18 protein-coding genes are annotated in these 19,822 nt (G+C 71.8%); 14 read left to right on the forward strand and 4 right to left on the reverse strand.

The genetic code is table 11. The features are described from left to right. Positions 1-66 precede the first annotated feature (66 nt). A complete protein-coding gene (locus OG521_18840; GenBank protein ID WUW22744.1) occupies positions 67-1,704 on the reverse strand; it encodes a hypothetical protein in 1,638 nt (545 codons plus the stop codon). Positions 1,705-2,011: 307 nt separating this feature from the next. Here OG521_18840 and OG521_18845 point away from each other — a divergent pair, with 307 nt between their 5' ends. After that, positions 2,012-3,202: a low temperature requirement protein A gene (locus tag OG521_18845; protein WUW22745.1), complete on the forward strand. Its 1,191-nt coding sequence runs from the start codon at positions 2,012-2,014 to the stop codon at positions 3,200-3,202. 56 nt (positions 3,203-3,258) lie between these two features. On the opposite strand, the gene OG521_18850 is transcribed toward OG521_18845, so the two are convergent. Next, positions 3,259-4,449 (reverse strand): hypothetical protein, encoded by a 1,191-nt coding sequence (locus tag OG521_18850; protein WUW26728.1) that lies wholly within the window; start codon positions 4,447-4,449, stop codon positions 3,259-3,261. A gap of 294 nt (positions 4,450-4,743) precedes the next feature. Between OG521_18850 and OG521_18855 the strand changes: the two genes are divergently transcribed. After that, positions 4,744-5,529 carry a DUF4232 domain-containing protein gene (locus tag OG521_18855; protein ID WUW22746.1) on the forward strand — a complete coding sequence of 262 codons (786 nt, stop codon included), beginning with the start codon at positions 4,744-4,746 and terminating at the stop codon, positions 5,527-5,529. A gap of 92 nt (positions 5,530-5,621) precedes the next feature. Here the strand turns inward: OG521_18855 and OG521_18860 are convergent, their stop codons facing one another. Beyond that, complete coding sequence (locus OG521_18860) at positions 5,622-5,984, reverse strand: hypothetical protein (GenBank protein WUW22747.1); 363 nt, start codon at positions 5,982-5,984, stop codon at positions 5,622-5,624. Between the two features lie 103 nt (positions 5,985-6,087). Between OG521_18860 and sigJ the strand changes: the two genes are divergently transcribed. The 10 genes from sigJ (at position 6,088) to OG521_18910 (ending at position 17,301) form a co-directional block, all read left to right on the forward strand. Continuing rightward, the gene (gene sigJ, locus OG521_18865; GenBank protein ID WUW22748.1) at positions 6,088-7,014 is read left to right on the forward strand and encodes an RNA polymerase sigma factor SigJ; all 927 of its coding nucleotides are present in this window, start codon (positions 6,088-6,090) and stop codon (positions 7,012-7,014) included. A gap of 177 nt (positions 7,015-7,191) precedes the next feature. Beyond that, positions 7,192-7,920, forward strand: a complete 729-nt coding sequence (locus OG521_18870; protein WUW22749.1) for a DUF5701 family protein — start codon at positions 7,192-7,194, stop codon at positions 7,918-7,920. 303 nt (positions 7,921-8,223) lie between these two features. Beyond that, a complete protein-coding gene (locus OG521_18875) occupies positions 8,224-8,601 on the forward strand; it encodes a hypothetical protein (protein WUW22750.1) in 378 nt (125 codons plus the stop codon). A 464-nt stretch (positions 8,602-9,065) separates the two neighbouring features. Next, on the forward strand, positions 9,066-9,794 hold the full coding sequence (locus tag OG521_18880) for a DUF402 domain-containing protein (GenBank protein WUW22751.1): 729 nt from the start codon (positions 9,066-9,068) through the stop codon (positions 9,792-9,794). Between the two features lie 279 nt (positions 9,795-10,073). Beyond that, positions 10,074-10,382: a hypothetical protein gene (locus tag OG521_18885; GenBank protein WUW22752.1), complete on the forward strand. Its 309-nt coding sequence runs from the start codon at positions 10,074-10,076 to the stop codon at positions 10,380-10,382. Positions 10,383-10,565: 183 nt separating this feature from the next. After that, entirely contained in the window at positions 10,566-11,429 is an 864-nt protein-coding gene (locus OG521_18890; protein ID WUW22753.1) for a hypothetical protein, read from the forward strand. After that, positions 11,419-12,768 (forward strand): hypothetical protein, encoded by a 1,350-nt coding sequence (locus OG521_18895; protein ID WUW22754.1) that lies wholly within the window; start codon positions 11,419-11,421, stop codon positions 12,766-12,768. Before OG521_18890 ends, OG521_18895 begins: the two co-directional genes overlap by 11 nt. Beyond that, positions 12,765-14,315, forward strand: coding sequence for a hypothetical protein (locus OG521_18900; GenBank protein WUW22755.1), 1,551 nt, complete (start codon positions 12,765-12,767; stop codon positions 14,313-14,315). Before OG521_18895 ends, OG521_18900 begins: the two co-directional genes overlap by 4 nt. Before the next feature lie 42 nt (positions 14,316-14,357). Continuing rightward, positions 14,358-15,776: an ATP-binding protein gene (locus OG521_18905; GenBank protein ID WUW22756.1), complete on the forward strand. Its 1,419-nt coding sequence runs from the start codon at positions 14,358-14,360 to the stop codon at positions 15,774-15,776. A 1-nt stretch (position 15,777) separates the two neighbouring features. Then, positions 15,778-17,301 carry a type VI secretion protein gene (locus tag OG521_18910; GenBank protein WUW22757.1) on the forward strand — a complete coding sequence of 508 codons (1,524 nt, stop codon included), beginning with the start codon at positions 15,778-15,780 and terminating at the stop codon, positions 17,299-17,301. A 26-nt stretch (positions 17,302-17,327) separates the two neighbouring features. Here OG521_18910 and OG521_18915 read toward each other — a convergent pair whose 3' ends face one another. After that, on the reverse strand, positions 17,328-17,885 hold the full coding sequence (locus tag OG521_18915; GenBank protein WUW22758.1) for a GNAT family N-acetyltransferase: 558 nt from the start codon (positions 17,883-17,885) through the stop codon (positions 17,328-17,330). 163 nt (positions 17,886-18,048) lie between these two features. Between OG521_18915 and OG521_18920 the strand changes: the two genes are divergently transcribed. Together OG521_18920 and OG521_18925 are read left to right on the forward strand one after the other, a co-directional pair. Further along, the gene (locus OG521_18920; GenBank protein ID WUW22759.1) at positions 18,049-18,981 is read left to right on the forward strand and encodes an ATP-binding cassette domain-containing protein; all 933 of its coding nucleotides are present in this window, start codon (positions 18,049-18,051) and stop codon (positions 18,979-18,981) included. Then, positions 18,978-19,787 (forward strand): ABC transporter permease, encoded by an 810-nt coding sequence (locus tag OG521_18925; protein WUW22760.1) that lies wholly within the window; start codon positions 18,978-18,980, stop codon positions 19,785-19,787. The genes OG521_18920 and OG521_18925 overlap by 4 nt, the downstream gene beginning before the upstream one ends. The last annotated feature ends 35 nt before the right edge of the window (positions 19,788-19,822 follow it).

Here is a 19,822-nt window from a genome sequence, read left to right on the forward strand (position 1 = left end):
CCCACTCCCCGGGCCTCCCAACGCATCGCCGCCCGGGCGCAGATCACCCGAACGGTGGACCGGGCACTACGCCCCGTACGTCCTCGGGTCCACCGTGGCGAGCCGGTCCAGCGCGGCGGCCGCCCGGTCCTCCGGCGGGGTGCCGTCCTCCGGGATCTGCCACATGCGGTGCCGGGGGGCGCCGTCGTCCCCGGCGTACAGCAGGCAGACCGCCGTACGGTCCGGGTCCTGGAAGTCCGTGGCGATCCAGCCCAGTTCCATGTCCCACCGGGTGAGCAGTTCCGGCCGGTCGCGCAGTCCGGCGGCGATCAGCCGGGACGTCCTGCGAGCCGGCCACGTCCACGCGTGGTCGTTCTCGGCGCGCGCGATCTCCGCGTCGTACGCCGCCCCGTCGAAGCGCAACTCCGGGATCTCCCGCAGGTACAGCGGCGAGGGCGGCGGGGGCGGGCGGCGCCAGTCGGACCAGACGACCTGGTCGCCGTCCCGCCGGACGGTGACGTACAGCGCACCGCAGCAGCCCTCGGTGCAGTACGCCTCCGCGAGCTGCACCTCCCGGGGTTCCGCGGTGGCCCGCAGCACGCCGCTGTCCAGCAGGTCCTCGGGGGAATGCGCGGCACCCCGCCCGAACGCCTCCTGGACCAGCGGCCGGCCGTCGATCAGCATCCGGGACTCCACGGTGTGGGCATCGGCCGGGTCGCGTACGACGGTCTCGATCCGGAGGGCCCGTAGCGAGGGACCCGGCCCGCCGATGGCATCCGCACCAGCCGCCGCGTCGGCGAACGGCCGCTTCCCATTGCGTACGGCCCACTGGAACCGCCGCCGCTCCACACCCTCCGCACCGGGTCCCGGGTCCGCTCCGGGGACCACGACAGCGCGCCACTCGGGCCGGTCCAGCACGGACTCCACCTGCTCCAGCACCGCCTCGCGCCGGCCCGTCCCCCAGTCGTGCAGCCGGCCGGGGCCGCTGTGGAGGTCGAAGGCCGCCGAGAGCAGCAGCGCGTAGTGGTCGAGCGTGGGCGCCAGTCCCGCGGCGCACGACACGAACGCCTCGTACGTGCTGACGGCCTCCGCGCAGAAGAGGATCTCGGCCCGGTCGTCGCGCAGGCTCGTCGCACGGAACAGCAGCCATCCCGTACGCGCCGTCAACGCCTCGCGCAGGGACGGCGTGACGTCCGGCGACCTCAGGATGTCGGCCGGCCGCACCGCGTCCACGATGCGTCGCGCGGTCTCGGGCCCCACGTTCCGGCGTTCTCTCGGAACCGCCGCGAGCCCCCGGCGCACCGCCGCCCCGTCGTCCGCCTCCAACGCGGCGACCAGCGAACGCAGTTCCGGCCCTTCGGCGTGATGGCCCAGCCACACCAGTGCCCCGGCCCGCCGGTCGATGGCGTCGAGCGCGTGCACGGCGGGGGTCACGAGGTCACGCAGCGCGCCCAGGACCTCCAGCAACGGCACGTCCTCCGGCTCGCCCAGCCGGGCCAGCAGGCCGAGTCCGACGCAGACCGCGGTGGGGGTGGTTCCCGTACGGGCGAGGCGGCGTCCGAGCGCCCGCGCCCGGTCCTCGTGCTCCAGCGCCAGCTCGCGGACGATGCGGCCGATCTGAAGGTCCCGGACGACTGGTCGCAGTCCGGCGAAACGCCGTTCGGTCTCCGCCGCGGCCCAAACCGTGTCGGGGTCGGCGAGCAGCGGGGCCACGATCTCCGTCACCGCCGCCCGCGCCTCGGCCCAACTGCGGCTGTACCGAGGCTTCGAGCGGGAGGCACCGGACGGACCGGACGGACCGGAGAGGTCGGGTAGCGGATATCCCCCTGCGGGGAGCCGGCCATCGGGCTCGTCGCGGCACAGGCGCACAGCGTACGAATGGAGCGAGGGAGGAGTGAGCGCCTCGCGCTCTGCCCCGGCGCTCAACGGGCGGGGTGGTTCTCGATTCCGTAAGTCATGCGGCGCAGTCTGGCAGGGCCGCCCGCCCCGTTCCAACAGGTTTCGCACCCGCAGGGCAGGAAGAATGCGGGCCATGAGTGATTCACAGCCCACCTCCAGCGCCTGGCACCGGCCCATGGTCGCCCGCCTCACCGACGAGCGGCACCGCACCGCGACCATGCTGGAGCTGTTCTTCGACCTCTGCTTCGTCACCGCGGTGGCCCAGGCCGCTGCCGCCTTCGAGCACGAGCTCGCGGAGGGACGCATCGGTCACGGCGTCCTCGGCTACGCGATGGTCTTCTTCGCGATCTGGTGGGCCTGGATGAACTTCACCTGGTTCGCCTCCGCCTACGACACCGACGACGTGCCCTACCGGCTCCTGACCCTGGTCCAGATCACCGGGGCGCTCGTCCTGGCCGCAGGAGCGTCCGAGGCCCTCGTGCACGAGGACTTCACGGTCATCACCTGGGGCTACGTGATCATGCGGCTGGCCATGGTCACACAGTGGCTGCGTGCCGCCAGGTCCGACCCCGAACGGCGCCGCACCTGCCTGCGCTACGCCGTGGGGATCCTCGTGGTGCAGATCGGCTGGCTCGTCCGCCTCACCCTGCCCGACGACATCGGGGTCGCCACCTTCGCCGTCCTCGTCGTGGCCGAGATCGCCGTCCCCGCCTGGGCGGAGCGCGCGGCCACCACCACCTGGCATCCGCACCACATCGCCGAGCGGTACGGCCTGTTCACCCTGATCGTGCTGGGCGAGTCGATCACCGCCGCCACGGGTGCGGTACGTGCCGCGCTCGACACCCACGCGCCGCTCGGCGACCTCGCCGTCCTCGTCGTCGGGGGTCTCCTGACCGTCTTCGCCCTGTGGTGGCTCTACTTCGCGCAGAGCGCTCCTGAACGGCTCACCACCCTGCGCGTGGCGCTGCTCTGGGGCTACGGCCACTACCTCGTCTTCGCGTCCGCCGCGGCCGTCGGCGCCGGCCTCGCCGTCAACGTGGCCCATGCGACGGGCCACGGTCACCTCTCGGACCGTGCGGCGGCAGCGGCGTACACCGTTCCGGTCGCCGTGTTCGTCTGCCTCGTCTGGCTGCTGCACCACCGGAGCGACGGACTGCGCCGGGCGGCCGACGCCGTCCACCCGGTCGCGGTCCTCGCCGTCCTCGCGGCGACGTTCGCGCCCGGCCCCTACCCCGCGCTCGTCACGGGCCTCGTCACGGCGCTGCTGGTCACCACGACGGTGATCCTGTCCGCACGCGCCAAGGCCAGGACCGGAACCTCCTGACTGCGGCCAGGACCCGGATTGAGGCTGTCCCCTCCCGGGCCCGGGAGGGGACAGCCTCAGCCCCGGCCCCTGGCCGTCTGTCCCGGCAGGGCGATCCCCTGCGCCTGGGCCGTCTTCCCCGGGCGCAGCGTCCACGGCACCGGCGAGGTGTCGGTGAGCCATCCGTCGGCGAGGATGCCGCCCACGACGAGGCCGCGCAGCGAGCGCGACAGCTTCTTCCAGCCCAGGCCCTTGCACAACTGACCGTACGAGGGCCCGTGTCCGTGCTCGGCGCGGAAGGCCAGGGTGAACTCGGCGGCCTCCCGGCCGCACTCCGGATGCGCGTCCCGCCACACCTCGTGGTCACCGGCCACCGGCCGGGGCGCGGGGACGGGTGTGGGCGAGGACATGAAGGCCCTGGCGACCCGCCCGAAGGAGCACCGGCACACCGCGCACTGCTCCACGGCCTCCACGTGCCGCAGCAGCGCCGGACTGATGCCCGACTTCCACGCCGCCCACTGCTCCGGGGTGACCTCCACGAGTTCCTCGGCGGCCGCCGCCTCACGCACCGCCCGCCGCTCGGCCTCCTCGGCTTCCTGTGCCGCGACTTCCTCGGGCGTACGGAACATGCCGGCGAGGTGCCGCACCGCCGGACCGAGCCGGTACGTCCGGCCGGAGATCTCGGTCAGGAACCCCTTGTCGAGGAGGACGGGCACGGCCCCGTAGCAGGCGACGGGCAGCTCGGCGGGAGCCTCCCCGACCAGTTCCTCGGTGCAGTACGCCGCCAGGAACAGCGCGGCGAGCCGCGCGGCCGGCGGGGTCTTCTTCACCGGCTTGGCGATCCGCGTGCGCATGGCCCATCCCGAGACCTTCGACCGCACCCCCTTGCCCAGGGGCAGTACGTGCCCGGGCCCCGGTGACATCTCCGGCACGATGATCCCGGCCGGCTTGTCCGGGTCACCGTCGAGCAGCGAACCGGGCACCTGCCAGCCGGCCGCGATCAGTTCGGCCACGGCCCCCTGCGGATCGTCCAGCCGCAGCGACCGCAGATCGGTGCCGGTGAGGTTGCCGAGCCCGGTCCGCGCGGCCCGGATCGCCACGACGACCGCGAGGAGTTGCGCGTCGACGGAGGTCAGCGGCAGCCCCGCGACGTACGAGAGGAGTTCGCGCGCCGCCTCTCCCTGTCGCGTCGTCAGCAGGAAGGGCAGGGGCGCGGGCGGCGGAGCCGGCTGAGTGGGGGGCTCGGGCGAGACGGCAGGCTTGGGCACATCACATCTAACGGTGATCAGACCGCAGAAGTCACGCGTGACGTGGGCCACACCGCAGGGCTGGCCCTTGAGCGGCCCGACGAAAGGGAGACCTCGCGGGACGCGGCCGTACGGGGGACCGCGGCACCGCCATTCCGGGGGACGTCAGCGGGACGTCAGGGAGGCGTTAGCAGAACATGAGCGGCGGGCGGGAAGCTTCAGAAGTCAGCAGGTCAGGAGGGGGAGCGGTTCGCCGCAAGTTCCGGGCCACGGCTGGACGACCACACTCGACCGCCACACACACGGGGATTCCTCATGCGCACGAACCGCACCCGCATCCGCACCGCCACCATCGGCGCCGCCGCCACCGCCGCACTCGCCCTGGCGCTCACCGCCTGCGGCGGCGACGGCAGCGGCACGAAGTCCGCCGGCCCGGCGAACAACTCCTCCACCTCCTCCGCCGGCACGTCCGGCGCGGCCAAGTCCCACGACGCCAACTCGGACACTGACAAGGACGCGAACGCGGACGCCGCAACGACCGGCGGCTCCGCGAAGGCGGTCACGTCCAGCACGGGCAAGTCCAACGGCGGCGCCGCCAAGGCCGGCGGCACCACCGGCGGCGACACCAGCGACAGCTACGCCTACAAGCACCCGTGCAAGAGCGAGGACCTGTCGGTACGGGTCTACGCCCGCGAGGGCTCGGCCACCCAGCAGGTGATCGAGGTCAACAACACCGGGGCGAACTCCTGCGGGCTGAGCTACTTCCCGCGTGTCAGCCTGGGCAGCGCGACCGCGAAGGACCACAGCGGCGACATCAGGCCGCTGATCCCGAGCGGCCTGGGCGGCGCTCCCGCGTACCCGGTCAAGCCGAAGACCGCCGCCATCGCGGTGATCGACCTCAACCCGAGCGGCGGGGGCTCCGGCGTGACCTGGATCAACGAGCTGAACGTGCTGGCCGACGGCGACCACATGCCCAACGCGGAGCAGCTCAACTTCCCGCTCGGCCCGGACGTGAAGGTCCTCGACCCGAAGCTCGGTCTCTACGAGAGCACGGTCGCCGACGCCGTGGCCTCCATGAAGCAGGCGGACACGAAGTCCTGACCCGCCGCCCCCGACTGCGGTCGGGGAGGCCGCCCCGTACGCCCTCCTCGACCGCGCACGCCGTGCCGGAGACGCCGGCCCCGCACCGGGCGTCAGCGCCGCACCAGTGCCAGCAGGCTCAGTCCGAACATCAGCACACCCAGCGGGAGATGGACCGAGGGCACGTGCGCGATGCCGAGGACGACCTGGACCGAGGCGAGCACGAGGAAGCCGGACGCGTACCAGATCGGCCGGACCGGCCCGCCGCCCGGCTTCCACGCCAGCACCGCCGCGAGGACGTACAGCATCGACGCCCCGTACATCACCCGCGCGCCGGCGCTGTGCAGCGTCTCTCCGTAGGACGAGGTCAGCAGCAGTCCGGCGGAGACCGCCTGGAGGAAGATGGTCAGGGTCTGCAGAGCGACCGCGATCTGCAGAAACGAGAAGTGGTGCCGTTCCGTCGCCTGGGTGGCCATGACGCGGTCCCCTTTTCCGCCCCCGGGGGCAGTAGATCGATAAGGTCTCACCGGCCCGACGACGCGGGCCCGCGAAAGGTAAGGCGAGGGGGCGGTCGGGAACATGGGAGCGGCGGGGGCGAGTGCCGAGGGGATAGCCGGCGAACGGCGCCAACTGTTGAACGTCGCGTACCGGTTGCTCGGATCGGTGGCCGAGTCCGAGGACGCCGTGCAGGAGGCGTTCGCCCGCTGGTACGCGCTGCCACGCAGCCGGCAGGACGAGATCGTGTCCCCCGGCGCCTGGCTGACGACGGTGACCGGACGTATCTGTCTGGACGTGCTCGGCTCGGCGCGGGCACGGCGTGAACGGTACGTCGGCGCATGGCTGCCCGACCCCTTGCCCGGGCACGCCGCGCTGAACCCCGGCCCCGGCCGGAGCACCGCCCCCGCCTCCACCGACCCCGCCGACCAGCTGGTCCTGGACGAGTCGGTGACCATGGCCTTCCTCGTCGTCCTGGAGTCGATGACGCCCGCCGAGCGGGTGGCGTTCGTCCTCCATGACGTCTTCCGGTACCCCTTCGCCGAGATCGCCGGCATCCTCGGCCGGACCCCCGCGGCCTGCAAACAGCTCGCGGCCTCCGCCCGACGGCGGGTGCGCCCCGCGCGGGCGCCCGTGTCGGCGGCCGGCCGGGCCGAAGCGGTGCGGCAGGTCAAGGAGGCGTGGGAGACCAAGAACATCGCGGCCCTCGTCGACCTCCTCGACCCGGCCGCCGTGATGACCGCCGACGGCGGCGGCATGGTCGGCACCGTCCTGCGCCCGATCGAGGGCGGCGCACGCATCGCCCAGTACATGGTCGCCATCGCCGACAAGGCCCCGGGCCTCGAACTCCTGGAGCGCCCGGTCAACGGGCTGCCGGGCCTGGTGGCCCAGCAGGGCGGCGCCGTCATGACCGTGGCCGCGTTCGACATCGCCGACGACGGCCGCATCAGCCGGATCTGGGCGGTGCGCAACCCGGAGAAGCTGCGCCCGTGGACACGGGACGGCTCCTGACAGGCACGGCGGTGGGAGCCGGAAGGCGGGAAGGAGGCGGGGCGGGGGAAGGGAACGTTCCGCGGCGACCGTCTCGTTAGGCCTGCGGCCGTCCACGTCACCCCGCCGCCACGTCACCCCGTCGCCCCGTCGCCCCGTCGCCCCGTCGCCCCGTCGCCCCGTCGCCCGAGGAGCACCGTGCCCGAATCCACCCCCGCCACCACCACCGTTCTCCCCGCGCTTCCGCCCCTGAGCGCACAGGCCGAGCAACTGATCGAACTCGGGGTGCACGAGATCGCCGGGCTCTCCCCCAACGAGATCCGCGACTTCGCGGCGGAGGCGGAGGCGAAGGCGAGGGAGGCCGGCGGGAGTGCGGACACCGCCGAGGCCGCCGGGAACGGCGAGGGACTCGGCGACGGACGCGGCGGCCTGCTCGCCGTCCACCCGGACCGGGCCCCCGCATCCGCACTCGCACCGCTGCTCCGCCGCGACGACAAGCCGGGATTCGTCGTCGTCGACATGCCGGACGTCGACCTCTTCACCCCGCTCGACACCATCGCCCTCCCCGACGCACCGCTCTACGTCCTCAACGGCGTCGACCGCGGCGACCAGATGGCCAACTGGAGCCCCGACGAGGCACTCCCCGCCCTCACCGCTCAGGGCCGCACCCCGCTGCTGCTCGCCGAGGGCATCCACTGGGTGCTGCAACAGCCCGCGGCCCTGGAGCGCAATCACTGCTTCATGACCATCGGCTCCCGGCTGCGCAAGGCCAACGGCGCATTCGACGCCCGTACGCCGGCACTCTGGATCAGCAACGGCACCGGCCGGGACGGCCGGGAGCGGCGCAACGCCCCGAAGGCCGGGTGGTGCTGGGCGGGCAACCGGCACACCTGGCTGGGCTTCGGCTCCACGACGGGCCGCCACTGAGGCGTTTTTCGAAAGTAGCGCCGTCTGCCCGAAAGGCGGGCCCGGCCTAGGGAACGGGAGACTCATGTCATGTCCCACACCACACGCCTCAGACGTACTGCCGCGGCAGCCGTCCTCCTCGCGCTCACCGTGACCGCGTGCGGAACGGAACACGCCGGGCAGCGGCAGTCCCGGTCAGCGTCCGGGCAACAGTCCCGGTCCGCGATCCCGCGACCGTCGTTCACCCCCAGGCCCAAGTGCGCCCAGCCCTCCGAGACCCCGAAGGGCCCGCCCTCCTCCGCGTCGCCCAGGGCGAGCGCGGCCATGTCACCCCGAGAGGGCAACGACGACGACCGGCCTCCCAACTACGCCGACAACCACGCCTATCGCATGTCCGCCGAGCTCACTCCGGAGAAGCGCGCCCTGGGCGAGGCGTCGGCCGGACTCATCCGGTCGGAACTGGAGAAGGCCCGGACGGAGGGCGACGTCAGTGTGCAGCGGATCACGGCGGCGCTGGAGCACCTCGGCTGCGGCAAGGAGCACGGGGTCTACATCTGGCACGACTTCTACAGCGTGCACACGGGGGACGTGTGCGTGTCGGGGCACGTGACGGAGCGGGAACTCACCATCGCGGTGCACGGCGCCTACGCCGAACCCCAGCCGGGTACGGGCCCGTGCGTGGAGAACCGGGGAGGTCACTGACCCGGCACCCGGCCCGGGGCCGCCGTGAAGCAGTGCCGTTCGCCCGCCCGGACCAGACAGGCCCTGACATGGCCCGGAATGGCACCGGATGCGGCGGCCATGGATGTGGAGACCGAACCCGTCGCGTCGTGGAGCACTCCAGGTCCTCGGCATCCTTGCCGGTGCACGTGGCCCCGTGGTGCCGGTGCACGTGGTCCCGTGGTGCCGGTGCGCGTGGTCCCGTGGTGCCGGTGCACGTGGTCCCGTGGCAGCCGGGTCCGGGCACCGTCGGAGGAGCTCAGCGACCCGATCACGCAGCAGGCGCTCGGCACCCAGCACCTCATGGCCTCCGTCGAGGGCTTACTGCGCCGCCCGGTCTGCCGCTCCGCGTCCCCCCGCGTGCCAGGGCGCAGGGCCTGCCGACGACCGGCGGGACCTGCGCCTTCCACGTGTCCGACGCACGCACCGCGGGCATGATCAATCACATGAAAACCGACAAGCAGGACGTCGCGAACAACCGCACGAGCAGCGAGAAGGGACGGATCCTGCACTGGAACTTCTTCATAGGCGGCCATCTGAGCGCCTCCGTACCCGTGCGCCTCGTCGAACGCACGCCCGAGGGCCAACTGGTCTGGATGGAGACGGGCACCCCGATGTGGCGCACCGCCCTCCCGCGCGGCGCCACCCACCTCCGGGACATCGCACCGCACGAGCGCCCCGCCGAGGGCTATCCCGTCGTCGCCGACCGGTGGCCGATGGGCGACGCGCTCTTCTACCAGCCGGCCGGGGCCGCGCACTCCGTCCTGTGGCTCTTCGGCCGCAGACAGAAGTTCCGCGGCTGGTACGTCAATCTGGAACGGCGCGTCCACCGCGGCGACGACATCGACATCACCGACCACGAACTCGACATCAACGTGGCACCGGACCGGACCTGGTGCTGGAAGGACGAGCAGTCCTTCGCGGAGAAGACCGGCCATCCCGCGTACTGGACGGCCGAGGAAGCCGTGGCCATCAGGACCGAGGGAGACACCGTGGCCCGGCTCGCCGAGGCCGGAACCTTTCCCTTCGACGGCTCCTGGTGCGATTTCCGGCCGCCCCCGGCCTGGACGACCCCGCCCAGACCCCCCGTCCCCCGCCACCCACTCCTAAGCCCGTCGACCGTCCCGACGTTTCCGACCTCCCCGACCTCCCCGGCCTCCCAGCAGAACCTCTGATGGGTGCGGTTCGAGCCCAGTTGCGAGTCTCGGTCAGGGTGGCGTGATGGCGATCATTGCCCGGCGTCACCCTCCGTGATACACAGAGTAACCATACGCAAATCACTCACACACCGATTCGATCCGCAGGTCAGGGCGGTCAGACCGGTCAAATGTACGAGATCCGGGTAAAGAGAGCCGCCAAGTCGTCGTACGAGAGCAGTTTCATCAGCGAAGATAGAGGGTGACCCGTGCCGTGCGGTACGGGCGCCGAACTACCCAACAGGGGCGGTGACTTACATGATCCTGGCAGCTGAAAAGGGCGACATCACCACCATCATCGGCGGAATCGCCCCGAACTGGGGGCCGTTCGGGACCCTCGGCAACGAGGCCCGCGTCATGATCGAGGTCGTGATGGCGATCGCGATCCTGCTCTGTCTCGGCATCGCGGTCTGGGGAGCGGCGAAGCAGCGCATCGGCGCGACGGCCCTGCGTGACACGTTCAGTGCGGAACAGGGCAAGGGGCTGATCGTCGCCGGCCTGACCGGTGTGTTCATCATCGGATCGCTGGGAACCTTGTTCACCATCGTCTACGGGATGGCCGTCTAACCAGCCGTCGGCCCGCTCCCCGGGGCAGTCCCGCCCCACCTCCCACCATCCGTCCGTCGTGCCCACCGGCAGAGGTTGCGTCTCCCTGATGTCGAGTCACCACACCGCGTCCGCGCGGAAACCAGCACGACTACCGTCGTACCACGAGGCGGTTCAGGCAACGGTTGAGGGGGCGTACGCGGCATGAGTCTCGACGACGACGGCTACGGCAACGACTCGGGGCGCTCCGGCGACGGCTACAGCACCATCGGCGGCACCCGCCAGACCCGTACCCGCCTCCCCGACGGCGAGGGCGGCGACGGCTACGGCCCCCGCCGCCCGGCCCGCAGCTCCCGCTCGCTGGTCACGGTGGTCGGCGTGATCGTCCTGCTGCTCGGAGCCATCGCGTTCGCCAACATGGGCGGGGACGACGGGGACAAGGGCGGCACCTCGGGAAACAACGGCACCCAGGCAGGCACGGCACCGACGGCGGCTACGGGGACGAAGCCGGTGACGGGGAAGAACGGCGAGATCGCGGCGGGCTTCGCGCATGACCAGCAAGGGGCGCAGAGCGCTGCGGCGAACTACTCCGTGGCGCTCGTGTCCGCTGACATCCTGAAGCCGGCTCAGCGCCCTCAGATCGTGCGGCAGGTCTTCGTCACCAGTCGGGTCGACGAGCTTGAGACAAAGTTCAACAACGCCTACACCAAAGACTTCCTCGACAAGGTCGGCCTTGATGAGAGCGGCAATGCTGCTGCGGGCATGACATATGTGTCGAGGACCGCGCCGGTCGGTACCAAAGTCACTCAACTCTCGGACTCCTCCGCGACCGTGGAGGTGTGGTGCACAGGAGTCTTCGGCACCGCTGGTGTCGGCTCCACCAATCCCGTGAGCAACGACTGGTTCACCATGACGTTCAAGCTCCAATGGGAAGGCGGCGACTGGAAGGTCGACAGCTTCTCTCAGAAGGACGGCCCGGCGCCGGTCAATACCGACCGTACGGCCTCCAACGCCGATGAGATCGCCAAGGCTGTCGAGGAGTACGGAGGGTTCACCTATGCCCGCTAAATCGCGGAACGCACTCAAGCTGGGTGCGTTCCTGGCGAGCGTCCAAGCAACCGTGGTGATTCTGGCAACCCGCGCTGCGGCGGCCCCCACTCCTTCTCCCTCCCCGCCCAGCAACGGGAACTGCTCCCTCATCGTCGGCCCGGCCAAGGACTACTGCGAAGGCAGCAACTCCGCTCCCAAATCCAACGCCCCCGACAGCGTCGACCCCGCCCTCGACCCCCTCACCTCCCTCGGCCGCGGCTGCGCCGACGCCGCGGCCTGGATCGTGGGCAAGCTCAGCGAAGCCGTCAAAAGCACCGCGAACGTCGACTTCACCAACACCCGCTTCCTCCAGCAGTACGCGATCGTCTTCGCCGCCTCCACCGTGCTGACGCTCGTCCTGTGGCTGCTCGCCGTCGCCAAGCGGGCGATCCGCGGCGTGCCGCTGACCACCGCGATCTCCGAGGCCATCGGCTTCCTCTGGCTCACCGTGCTCGCCTCGGCCTTCACCCCGCTGATCCTCTACACGATCGTCTCCGCCACCGACGGCGTCACCGAGGTCATCGCCTCGTCATCTGGCGGGCAGACCGACGTCTTCTTCGGGTCGTTCGCCGAGGCGCTCAAGAAGGACTCCGACATCGGCGGCGGCCCGATCATGCTGATCGTCGTCTCGCTCGTGTCGATCCTCGCCGCCGGAATCCTCTGGCTTGAGCTCGTGATCCGCGCCGCCCTGCTCTACGTCGGCGCCCTGCTCGGAACCGCCGTGTACGCGGGGCTCGTCGACAAGAACATGTGGGGACACGTACGCCGCTGGGCGGGCATCATGATCGCGGTGATCATGGTGAAGCCGGTCATCGTCATCGTGCTCGGACTGGCCGGCGCACTGTCATCGGACGACGGGCCCGACGCGTTCTCGGCCGTCGTCTCCGGGCTGGCCATCATCCTGCTGGCGATCTTCGCCTCCGGCATGATCTACCGCTTCGTCCCCGGCTTCGGCGACGAGATCCAGGGCGCCCGCACCAACCGCAAGCAGGCCACCGACGGCTCCCAGGCCGCCGCGATGATCAGCTCCCCCGCCGCTCTCGTCTCGCAGGGCATCAAGACCCACAGCAGCCGCGGCGGCGGCCAGGACGGCGGCAGCAACAGCGGCGGCGGACGGCCCGCCAACCCGGTCAGCGGCGGAGTCGCCGCGCACAGCTCCCGCAACTCCGGGAGCGGGGTCGGCGGCGGATCTGTCCCCTCCGCCGCACCTCCGCCCCGCAGCGGTTCGGGCCCCACCTCCGGCACCCCGCACAGCAGCCGCGGCTCGCGCGGATCAGGCAGTTCAGGTAACAAGAGCACAGGAGGTGGCGGGCGTTGAGCACGCAGTCCCATCCGATCGCGCCCCGCCGTACGTATCTCATCGGCCGGGCCCGGCCGAACGCGATGGTCGGCAAGAACCGCGAGACCGGCGAGATCGCCCTGATCATCGCCGGGGCGTTCCTCGGCATGATGAGCGGACTCCTCGTCCCGGTCCTGTCGCTGCGGATCGTGCTGCTCACCGGCTTCCCGATGCTCGCCCTGGCGATCGTCTACGTCCCGTACAAGCACCGCACGTTCTACAAGTGGTTCGAGATCAACCGCAGCTTCAAGCGCTCCCTGCGCCAGGGCACGGCCTACCGCTCCTCCGCCATGGAGGCCGGCGTCAGCGCCGACGGGCGCGAGGTCGAGATCGGGCCGCCCCCCGGCATCGGCCGGATCAACTGGCTGGCCGCCCCCTTCGGCCCGGACGAGATCGCCGTACTGCTGCACGCCGACCGCCGCACCGTCACCGCCGCGATCGAGATCGAGGGGCCGGGCGTCGGGCTGCGCGACAGCGAGGACCAGGAAGCGCTCGTCGACCGCTTCGGCACGCTCCTCAAGCACGTCGCGAACGGCGACGGCTTCGTGACCCGCATCCAGATGCTGGCCCGCACCCTGCCCGCCGACCCCGACGCCCACGCCAAGGACGTCGCCCAGCGCGGCGACAAGGCCTCCCCCGGCTGGCTGCAGGAGTCCTACGACCAGCTCCAGTCGATGGTCTCCACCTCCAGCGAGCAGCACCGCGCCTACCTCGTCGCCTGCATGGAGTTCGACCGCGAGCTCGCCGCCGAGGCCAACGCCATGGCCCGCGCCGCCCGCCCGCACGCCGGACGCAAGCTCGACCGGGACGCCGGGCTCGCCGTCGTCATGGCCCGCGAGCTCACCGACATCTGCGCCCGCCTCGCCGAGGCCGACATCCGGGTGCGCCAGCCGCTCGGCCAGAGCCGTCTCGCCTCCCTCGTCCATTCCATGTACGACCCCGACCACCCCATCGACCACATCCAGGCCATGACGAAGCGCAACGCCTGGCCGGCCGAACTGGACGCGGTCGAGCCCACGTTCCTCCAGGCCAAGACCCGCGAGTCCTCCACCCGCGCCCCCTGGTGCCACTCCACGGCCTGGGTGAAGGAGTGGCCGATGACACCCGTCGGCGTCAACTTCCTCGCCCCGCTCCTCGTCCACACGCCCGACGTGATCCGTACGGTCGCGGTCTGCATGGACCTGGAACCCACCGAGGTCGCCATCGAGCGGATGCTCACCGAGAAGACCAACGACGAGGCCGAGGCCAGCCGCCAGGCCAAGATGAACCGCACCGTCGACCCCCGCGACATCGCCGCCCACGGCCGGCTCGACCAGCGGGGTGAAGATCTCGCGAGCGGCGCGGCCGGGGTGAACCTCGTGGGGTACATCACCGTGTCGTCGCGTTCCCCCGAGTCCCTCGCCCGCGACAAGCGGACGATCCGGGCCTCGGCCGGCAAGTCGTATCTGAAGCTGGAGTGGTGCGACCGCGAGCACCACCGCGCCTTCGTGAACACCCTGCCCTTCGCCACCGGCATCCGCCGCTAGCCCCGCACGACCGAGAGAGACGAAAGGGAGGTCGGTCACGCCATGCGAGATCCGCTGTCCGCGTTGTCGGACGCCTTCACCGCCTTCCTCTTCGGGAAGGTGGAGACGACCCGGCTGCCCGTCCGCACCTCGACCGGACAGGCCCAGGCGGTCTACCTGCCCACCGCCGCCCCCGGCCTCGGCGACTCCGGCGTGATCATCGGCCGCGAGGTGTACTCCGGCAAGGGCTACATCTACGACCCCTTCCAGCTCTACGGCCAGCAGCTCCCCGCCCCGCACTGGCTGGTGCTCGGCGAGTCCGGGAACGGCAAGTCCGCGCTGGAGAAGACCTACGTGCTCCGCCAGCTCCGCTTCCGCGACCGCCAGGTCGTCGTCCTGGACGCCCAGGGCGAGGACGGCGTCGGCGAATGGAACCTCATCGCCCAGGAGCTCGGCCTCACCCCCATCCGTCTCGACCCCACCTCCGCGCTCAACGGCGGCATCCGGCTCAACCCGCTCGACCCGGCGATCACCACCACCGGGCAGCTCGCGCTGCTGCGCACCATCATCGAAGTCGCCATGGGACACGGCCTCGACGAACGGTCCGGCTTCGCGCTGAAGGTCGCGCACGCCTATGTGAACGAGACGAAGACCGAGCGGCAGCCCGTCCTGATGGACATCGTCGACCAGCTGCGCCACCCGGAGCCGGAATCCGCCGAGGCGATGAACGTCGACATAGACGACGTACGGGCCTGGGGCCTGGACGTCGCCCTCGTCCTGGACCGGCTCGTCGACGGCGACCTGCGCGGCATGTTCGACGGACCGACCTCCGCCGACATCGACCTCGACGCCCCGCTGATCGTCTTCGACCTCTCCCACATCGACCGCAACTCCATCGCCATGCCGATCCTGATGGCGATCGTCGGCGTCTGGCTGGAGCACACCTGGATCAGGCCCGACCGGAAGAAGCGCATCTTCCTGGTCGAGGAGGCCTGGCACATCATCAACTCCCCGTTCGTGGCGCAGCTCTTCCAGCGGCTGCTGAAGTTCGGCCGCCGGCTCGGTCTCTCGTTCGTCGCCGTAGTCCACCACCTCAGCGACGTGGTCGACGGAGCCGCGGCGCGGGAAGCTGCGGCCATCCTGAAGATGGCCTCGACCCGCACGATCTACGCCCAGAAGGCCGACGAGGCCAGAGCGACCGGCCGGGTGCTCGGGCTGCCCCGGTGGGCGGTCGAGATCATCCCCACGCTCACCCCCGGCATCGCCGTCTGGGACGTCAACGGGAACGTACAGGTCGTCAAACACCTGATCACCGAGGCCGAACGGCCTCTCGTCTTCACCGACCGCGCCATGACCGAGGCCTCTGCGACCGATCTCCTCCCGGAGGACGTACGCGCCGCCGAGCTGGAGGCGGAGCAACGCGCGGCGCGGATCGAGAACCAGCAACGGCTGAACGAGTCGTCCGAGTCAACGGTGGCATGACATGGCGGGTGCGGGGCGCGGTGACGTACGCGGCGGTGGCAACGGGAGCGGCGGCATCCCCGACGGGCTGCTGATCGGCCTGCTGGCCTTCCTCCTCGGCCTGACCCTCCTGGCGTGGTCGGCCACCGGGCTGGCCGGCCTCCTCGCCCACGGCGGCTGGCCGGACGGCGTCACGCTCGCCGAGACCCCGCTGGCCATGCGCCGCCTGGTGGAGGCACCGCACGACCTGCCGGCCGCCTGGCCGACCACACCCGCCGGCGAACTCTCCGGATACGGGCTTTTCTGGGGCCTGTTCATCGGCGAACTGATGGTGCTGGTGGTGCTGTCGGTGTTCGCGATGGGCGTGGTCGCCCGCTGGCGCGGCGTCCGGGCCCGACAGCGCGCCGAACGGCTGGAGCCACGGATCGAGTCCCCGCAGGAGTACGCGTACGAGGAACGGCCCGCTACCCGCCGGCCGGAGCCCACACCCACGCCCGCCAACCACAGGCCGGAACCCACGCCCGCGTCCCCGCCCGTCACCGAACAGGCGGCCGCCCCGGACGACACCGCCCTCCCGCTGGCCGCCCTCCCGCCCGTCGTCCCCGCCCCGCGCACCCCGCTCGTCCTCTACGGCCCCGCCGCGACCCGCCGGCCCACCGCCGTCCAGGCCATCCGGGAGGCGGACGGGCCCGTGCTCGTCGTCACCTCCGACCCCAGCGTCTGGGCCGAGACCAAGGACGCCCGGGCCAAGCTCGGCCCGGTCCTCGTCTACGACCCCGGCCACCTCTGCGACACCCCCGCCCGGCTCCACTGGGCCCCCACCGCCGGCTGCGAACAGCCCGACCGTGCCGCCGCCCGCTCCGCCGCGCTCCTCGCCCCCGTACGGCCGCAGTCCCGCATCGACGCGGCGACGGCCGACACCGCCGAGACCCTCCTGCAGTGCTGGCTGCACGCCGCCGCCATCGACGGACGCCCCTTCCGCCAGGTCCACCGCTGGGCCCTCGGCGGCAGCGCCCACGAACCGGTGCGCCTGCTCCGTACGCACCCCAAGGCGGCCTCCGGACTCGCCGGACTCCTGGAGTCCGCGCTGACCGCCCACCCCGAACGCCGGGAGATGGCGCAGGAGCTGACGGTACGGGCCTTCGGCGCACTGTCCTCGGTCCACATCCGGGAGGCCTGCACACCGAATCGAGCCGATTCGCTCGCGCTGGCATCTTTCGCGGACGAGGGGGGCAGCCTCTATGTGGTCGGTGAACCCATCGAGAACCCCCGCTCGGGCCCAGGGGCCATGCCCCTGCTCACCGCGCTCGCCGCAGACGTGGTCGAGCACGGCCGCCGCATGGCCGCACGGTCATCCGACGGCCGGCTCGACCCACCAATGACGCTCGTCCTCGACGACGTCGCCGCCGTGGCGCCGCTGCCCCGGCTGCCGGAGCTGCTGGCCACCGGCGAGGACCAGGGCCTGCCCGTCGTCGCCCTGCTCCGCTCCCCCGAGCAGGCCCGCGCCCGCTGGACCCAGCAGCTCCAGACCCCGACCACCCTCTGACAGCCGCGCGCCCCGTCGTACGCACGTCAGGGGCGGGGCACCGCGTACTCCAGCTCCCGGGCCGTCGGGTCACCCGGCATCGGCACGGTCTCCCCGGTCGGCACGAAGCCGATCCGGCGGTAGACGGCCGCGGCCCGCGGATTGTCCTCGTGCACATACAGCCGGACCCGCTCGATCAACGGCTCGCCCAGCGACCACGCCCAGTCCGTACCGACCCGGAACAGCTCATCGATCAGCCCCCTGCCCCGCGCCTCGGGCCGCACGAACACACCGACCACATGGGCCTGGTGCACCACGGCAGCCCCGCCGAACACCGCATCCCCGTCGGGCCGCTCGATCAGCACACTGACCGTGCCCGCCCAACTGCCGTCGGATCCCTCGGCGACGAACTGCCGCACCCCGCCGGCCCCGTCCTCCGAAGCGCCGAGCGTGCGCTCGCGCCAGAAGTCGTCGGTGCGCTCCAGGCAGGTCTCGTACGTCTCCAGGAACGCCACCGGAGCCGCCGGGTCCCGCAACGCGGCCAGTCGGAGTTCCTTCGCCTGCTGCCACTCGTCGGCACGCACCGGCCGTATCACGTAGTCCATGCACCGATCCTGACCTGCGCTCCCGCGCCACGCAATGTGATTCCCGCCCGATCCGGCAGGTCCGCGGCGGTGGCCGCCGCGTCGTACCCCGGTACTACGCCCGTCGCCACATCCCGCCCCCGGTCCGACGCCCCGCGCCCGCCCGCTCCGTAGCGTCGGCCGCATGATCAGGGCATACGAACTCACCAAACGGTACGGCGGCACGACCGTCGTCCAGGACCTCGACTTCACGGTCCGGCCGGGCACCGTCACCGGCTTCCTCGGCCCGAACGGCGCCGGGAAGTCCACGACCATGCGGATGCTCCTCGGCCTGGACGCCCCCACCCGCGGCCGCTCCACGATCGGCGGGCGCGCGTACGCCACCCACAACGCACCCCTCACCGAGGTCGGCGCCCTGCTGGAGGCCCGTTCCGTCCACCCCGGCCGGACCGCCTTCCACCACCTGATGGCCCTCGCCCACACCCACGGCATCCCGCGCAGCCGCGTCGAGCACGTCCTCGACCTCGCCGGACTGACCGGGGTCGCCGGAAAACGCGTCAAGGGCTTCTCGCTCGGCATGGGCCAGCGGCTCGGCATCGCCGCCGCACTGCTCGGCGACCCGGCCACCCTGATCCTGGACGAGCCGGTCAACGGCCTCGACCCGGAGGGCGTGCTGTGGATCCGCAACCTGCTCAAGTCCCTCGCCACCCAGGGCCGCACCGTCCTCGTCTCCTCGCACCTCATGAGCGAGATGGCCCTGACCGCCGACCACCTCGTCATCATCGGACGCGGCCGCCTCCTCGCCGACACGACCGTCGCCGACTTCGTCGCCACGGCGGGCGGCAGCGCCGTCAAGGTCGTCACCCCCCAGGCCCCGGCCCTCAGCGACCTGCTGCGCGGCCCCGGCATCGACATCAGCGGCGCGGCGGGCCCGGACCAGCTGGAGGTCCGCGGCACGGACGCCGCCCACATCGGGCGCGTCGCCGCCGCCCACGCCATTCCCCTCCACGAACTCACGCCCCGTACCGCCTCCCTGGAGCAGGCGTTCATGGATCTCACCCAGGAGTCGGTCGAGTACCGGATCACCGCCCCCGAACCGACCGGAGCCCTCGCATGACCACCGCCACGCCCACCGCCGCCACCACCGGCGCACCGCCCCGCTACCGCGTCACCCCGGCCCGCGTCCTGCGCTCCGAGTGGCACAAGCTCCGCACCCTGCGCTCCAGCTGGATCACCCTGGGGTCCGCCGCGGCGCTCGTCCTCGCCGTCGGCCTCGTCATGGGCATCACCTACACGTCCGACGGCGGCGACTCCGACGTCGACACGGTCATCCTGGTCCTCTACGGCACCACTCTCGGCACGCTCTGCACGGTGGTGCTGGGCATCCTCGTCACCGCGGGCGAGTACTCCTCCGGCATGATCCGTGCCTCGCTCACCGCGGTACCCCGCCGGCTCCCCGTCCTGTGGGCCAAGGCGGCCGTCTTCAGCGCCACCGTCCTCGGCGTCATGCTGACGACCTCCCTGCTCACGTTCGTCGCCGCCCAGCTGTTCCTCCACGACACGGACCAGGCCGCCTCCCTGACCGACCCCGGCGTGCTCCGCGCCGTGGCGGGCAACGCCGTCGGCACCACCCTCCTCAGCCTCATCGCCCTGGGCCTCGGCGCCCTGCTCCGCTCGGTCCCCGGCGCGATCGGCGCCTTCATCGGCGGCGTGATGGTCCTTCCGGAGGTCCTCGGCATGCTCCCGTACGACGCGGTGGAGACCGCCATCCGCTACTTCCCGACCCAGGCCGCCGGAGTCCTCGGTTCCGCGACGCCGCTCCCCGACGCCGCCCCCGCCGGCGGGGCCCTGCTCGCCCTCCTCCTGTGGTCGGCGGCCACACTGATCGCGGCGGCCGCGCTCCTGCGCCGACGCGACGCATGACGCAGCCGGGACCGGTCTCGATGACGGACGCGAGG

The organism is Streptomyces sp. NBC_01463 (genome assembly GCA_036227345.1).
In the GTDB taxonomy this organism is placed as follows: domain Bacteria; phylum Actinomycetota; class Actinomycetes; order Streptomycetales; family Streptomycetaceae; genus Streptomyces.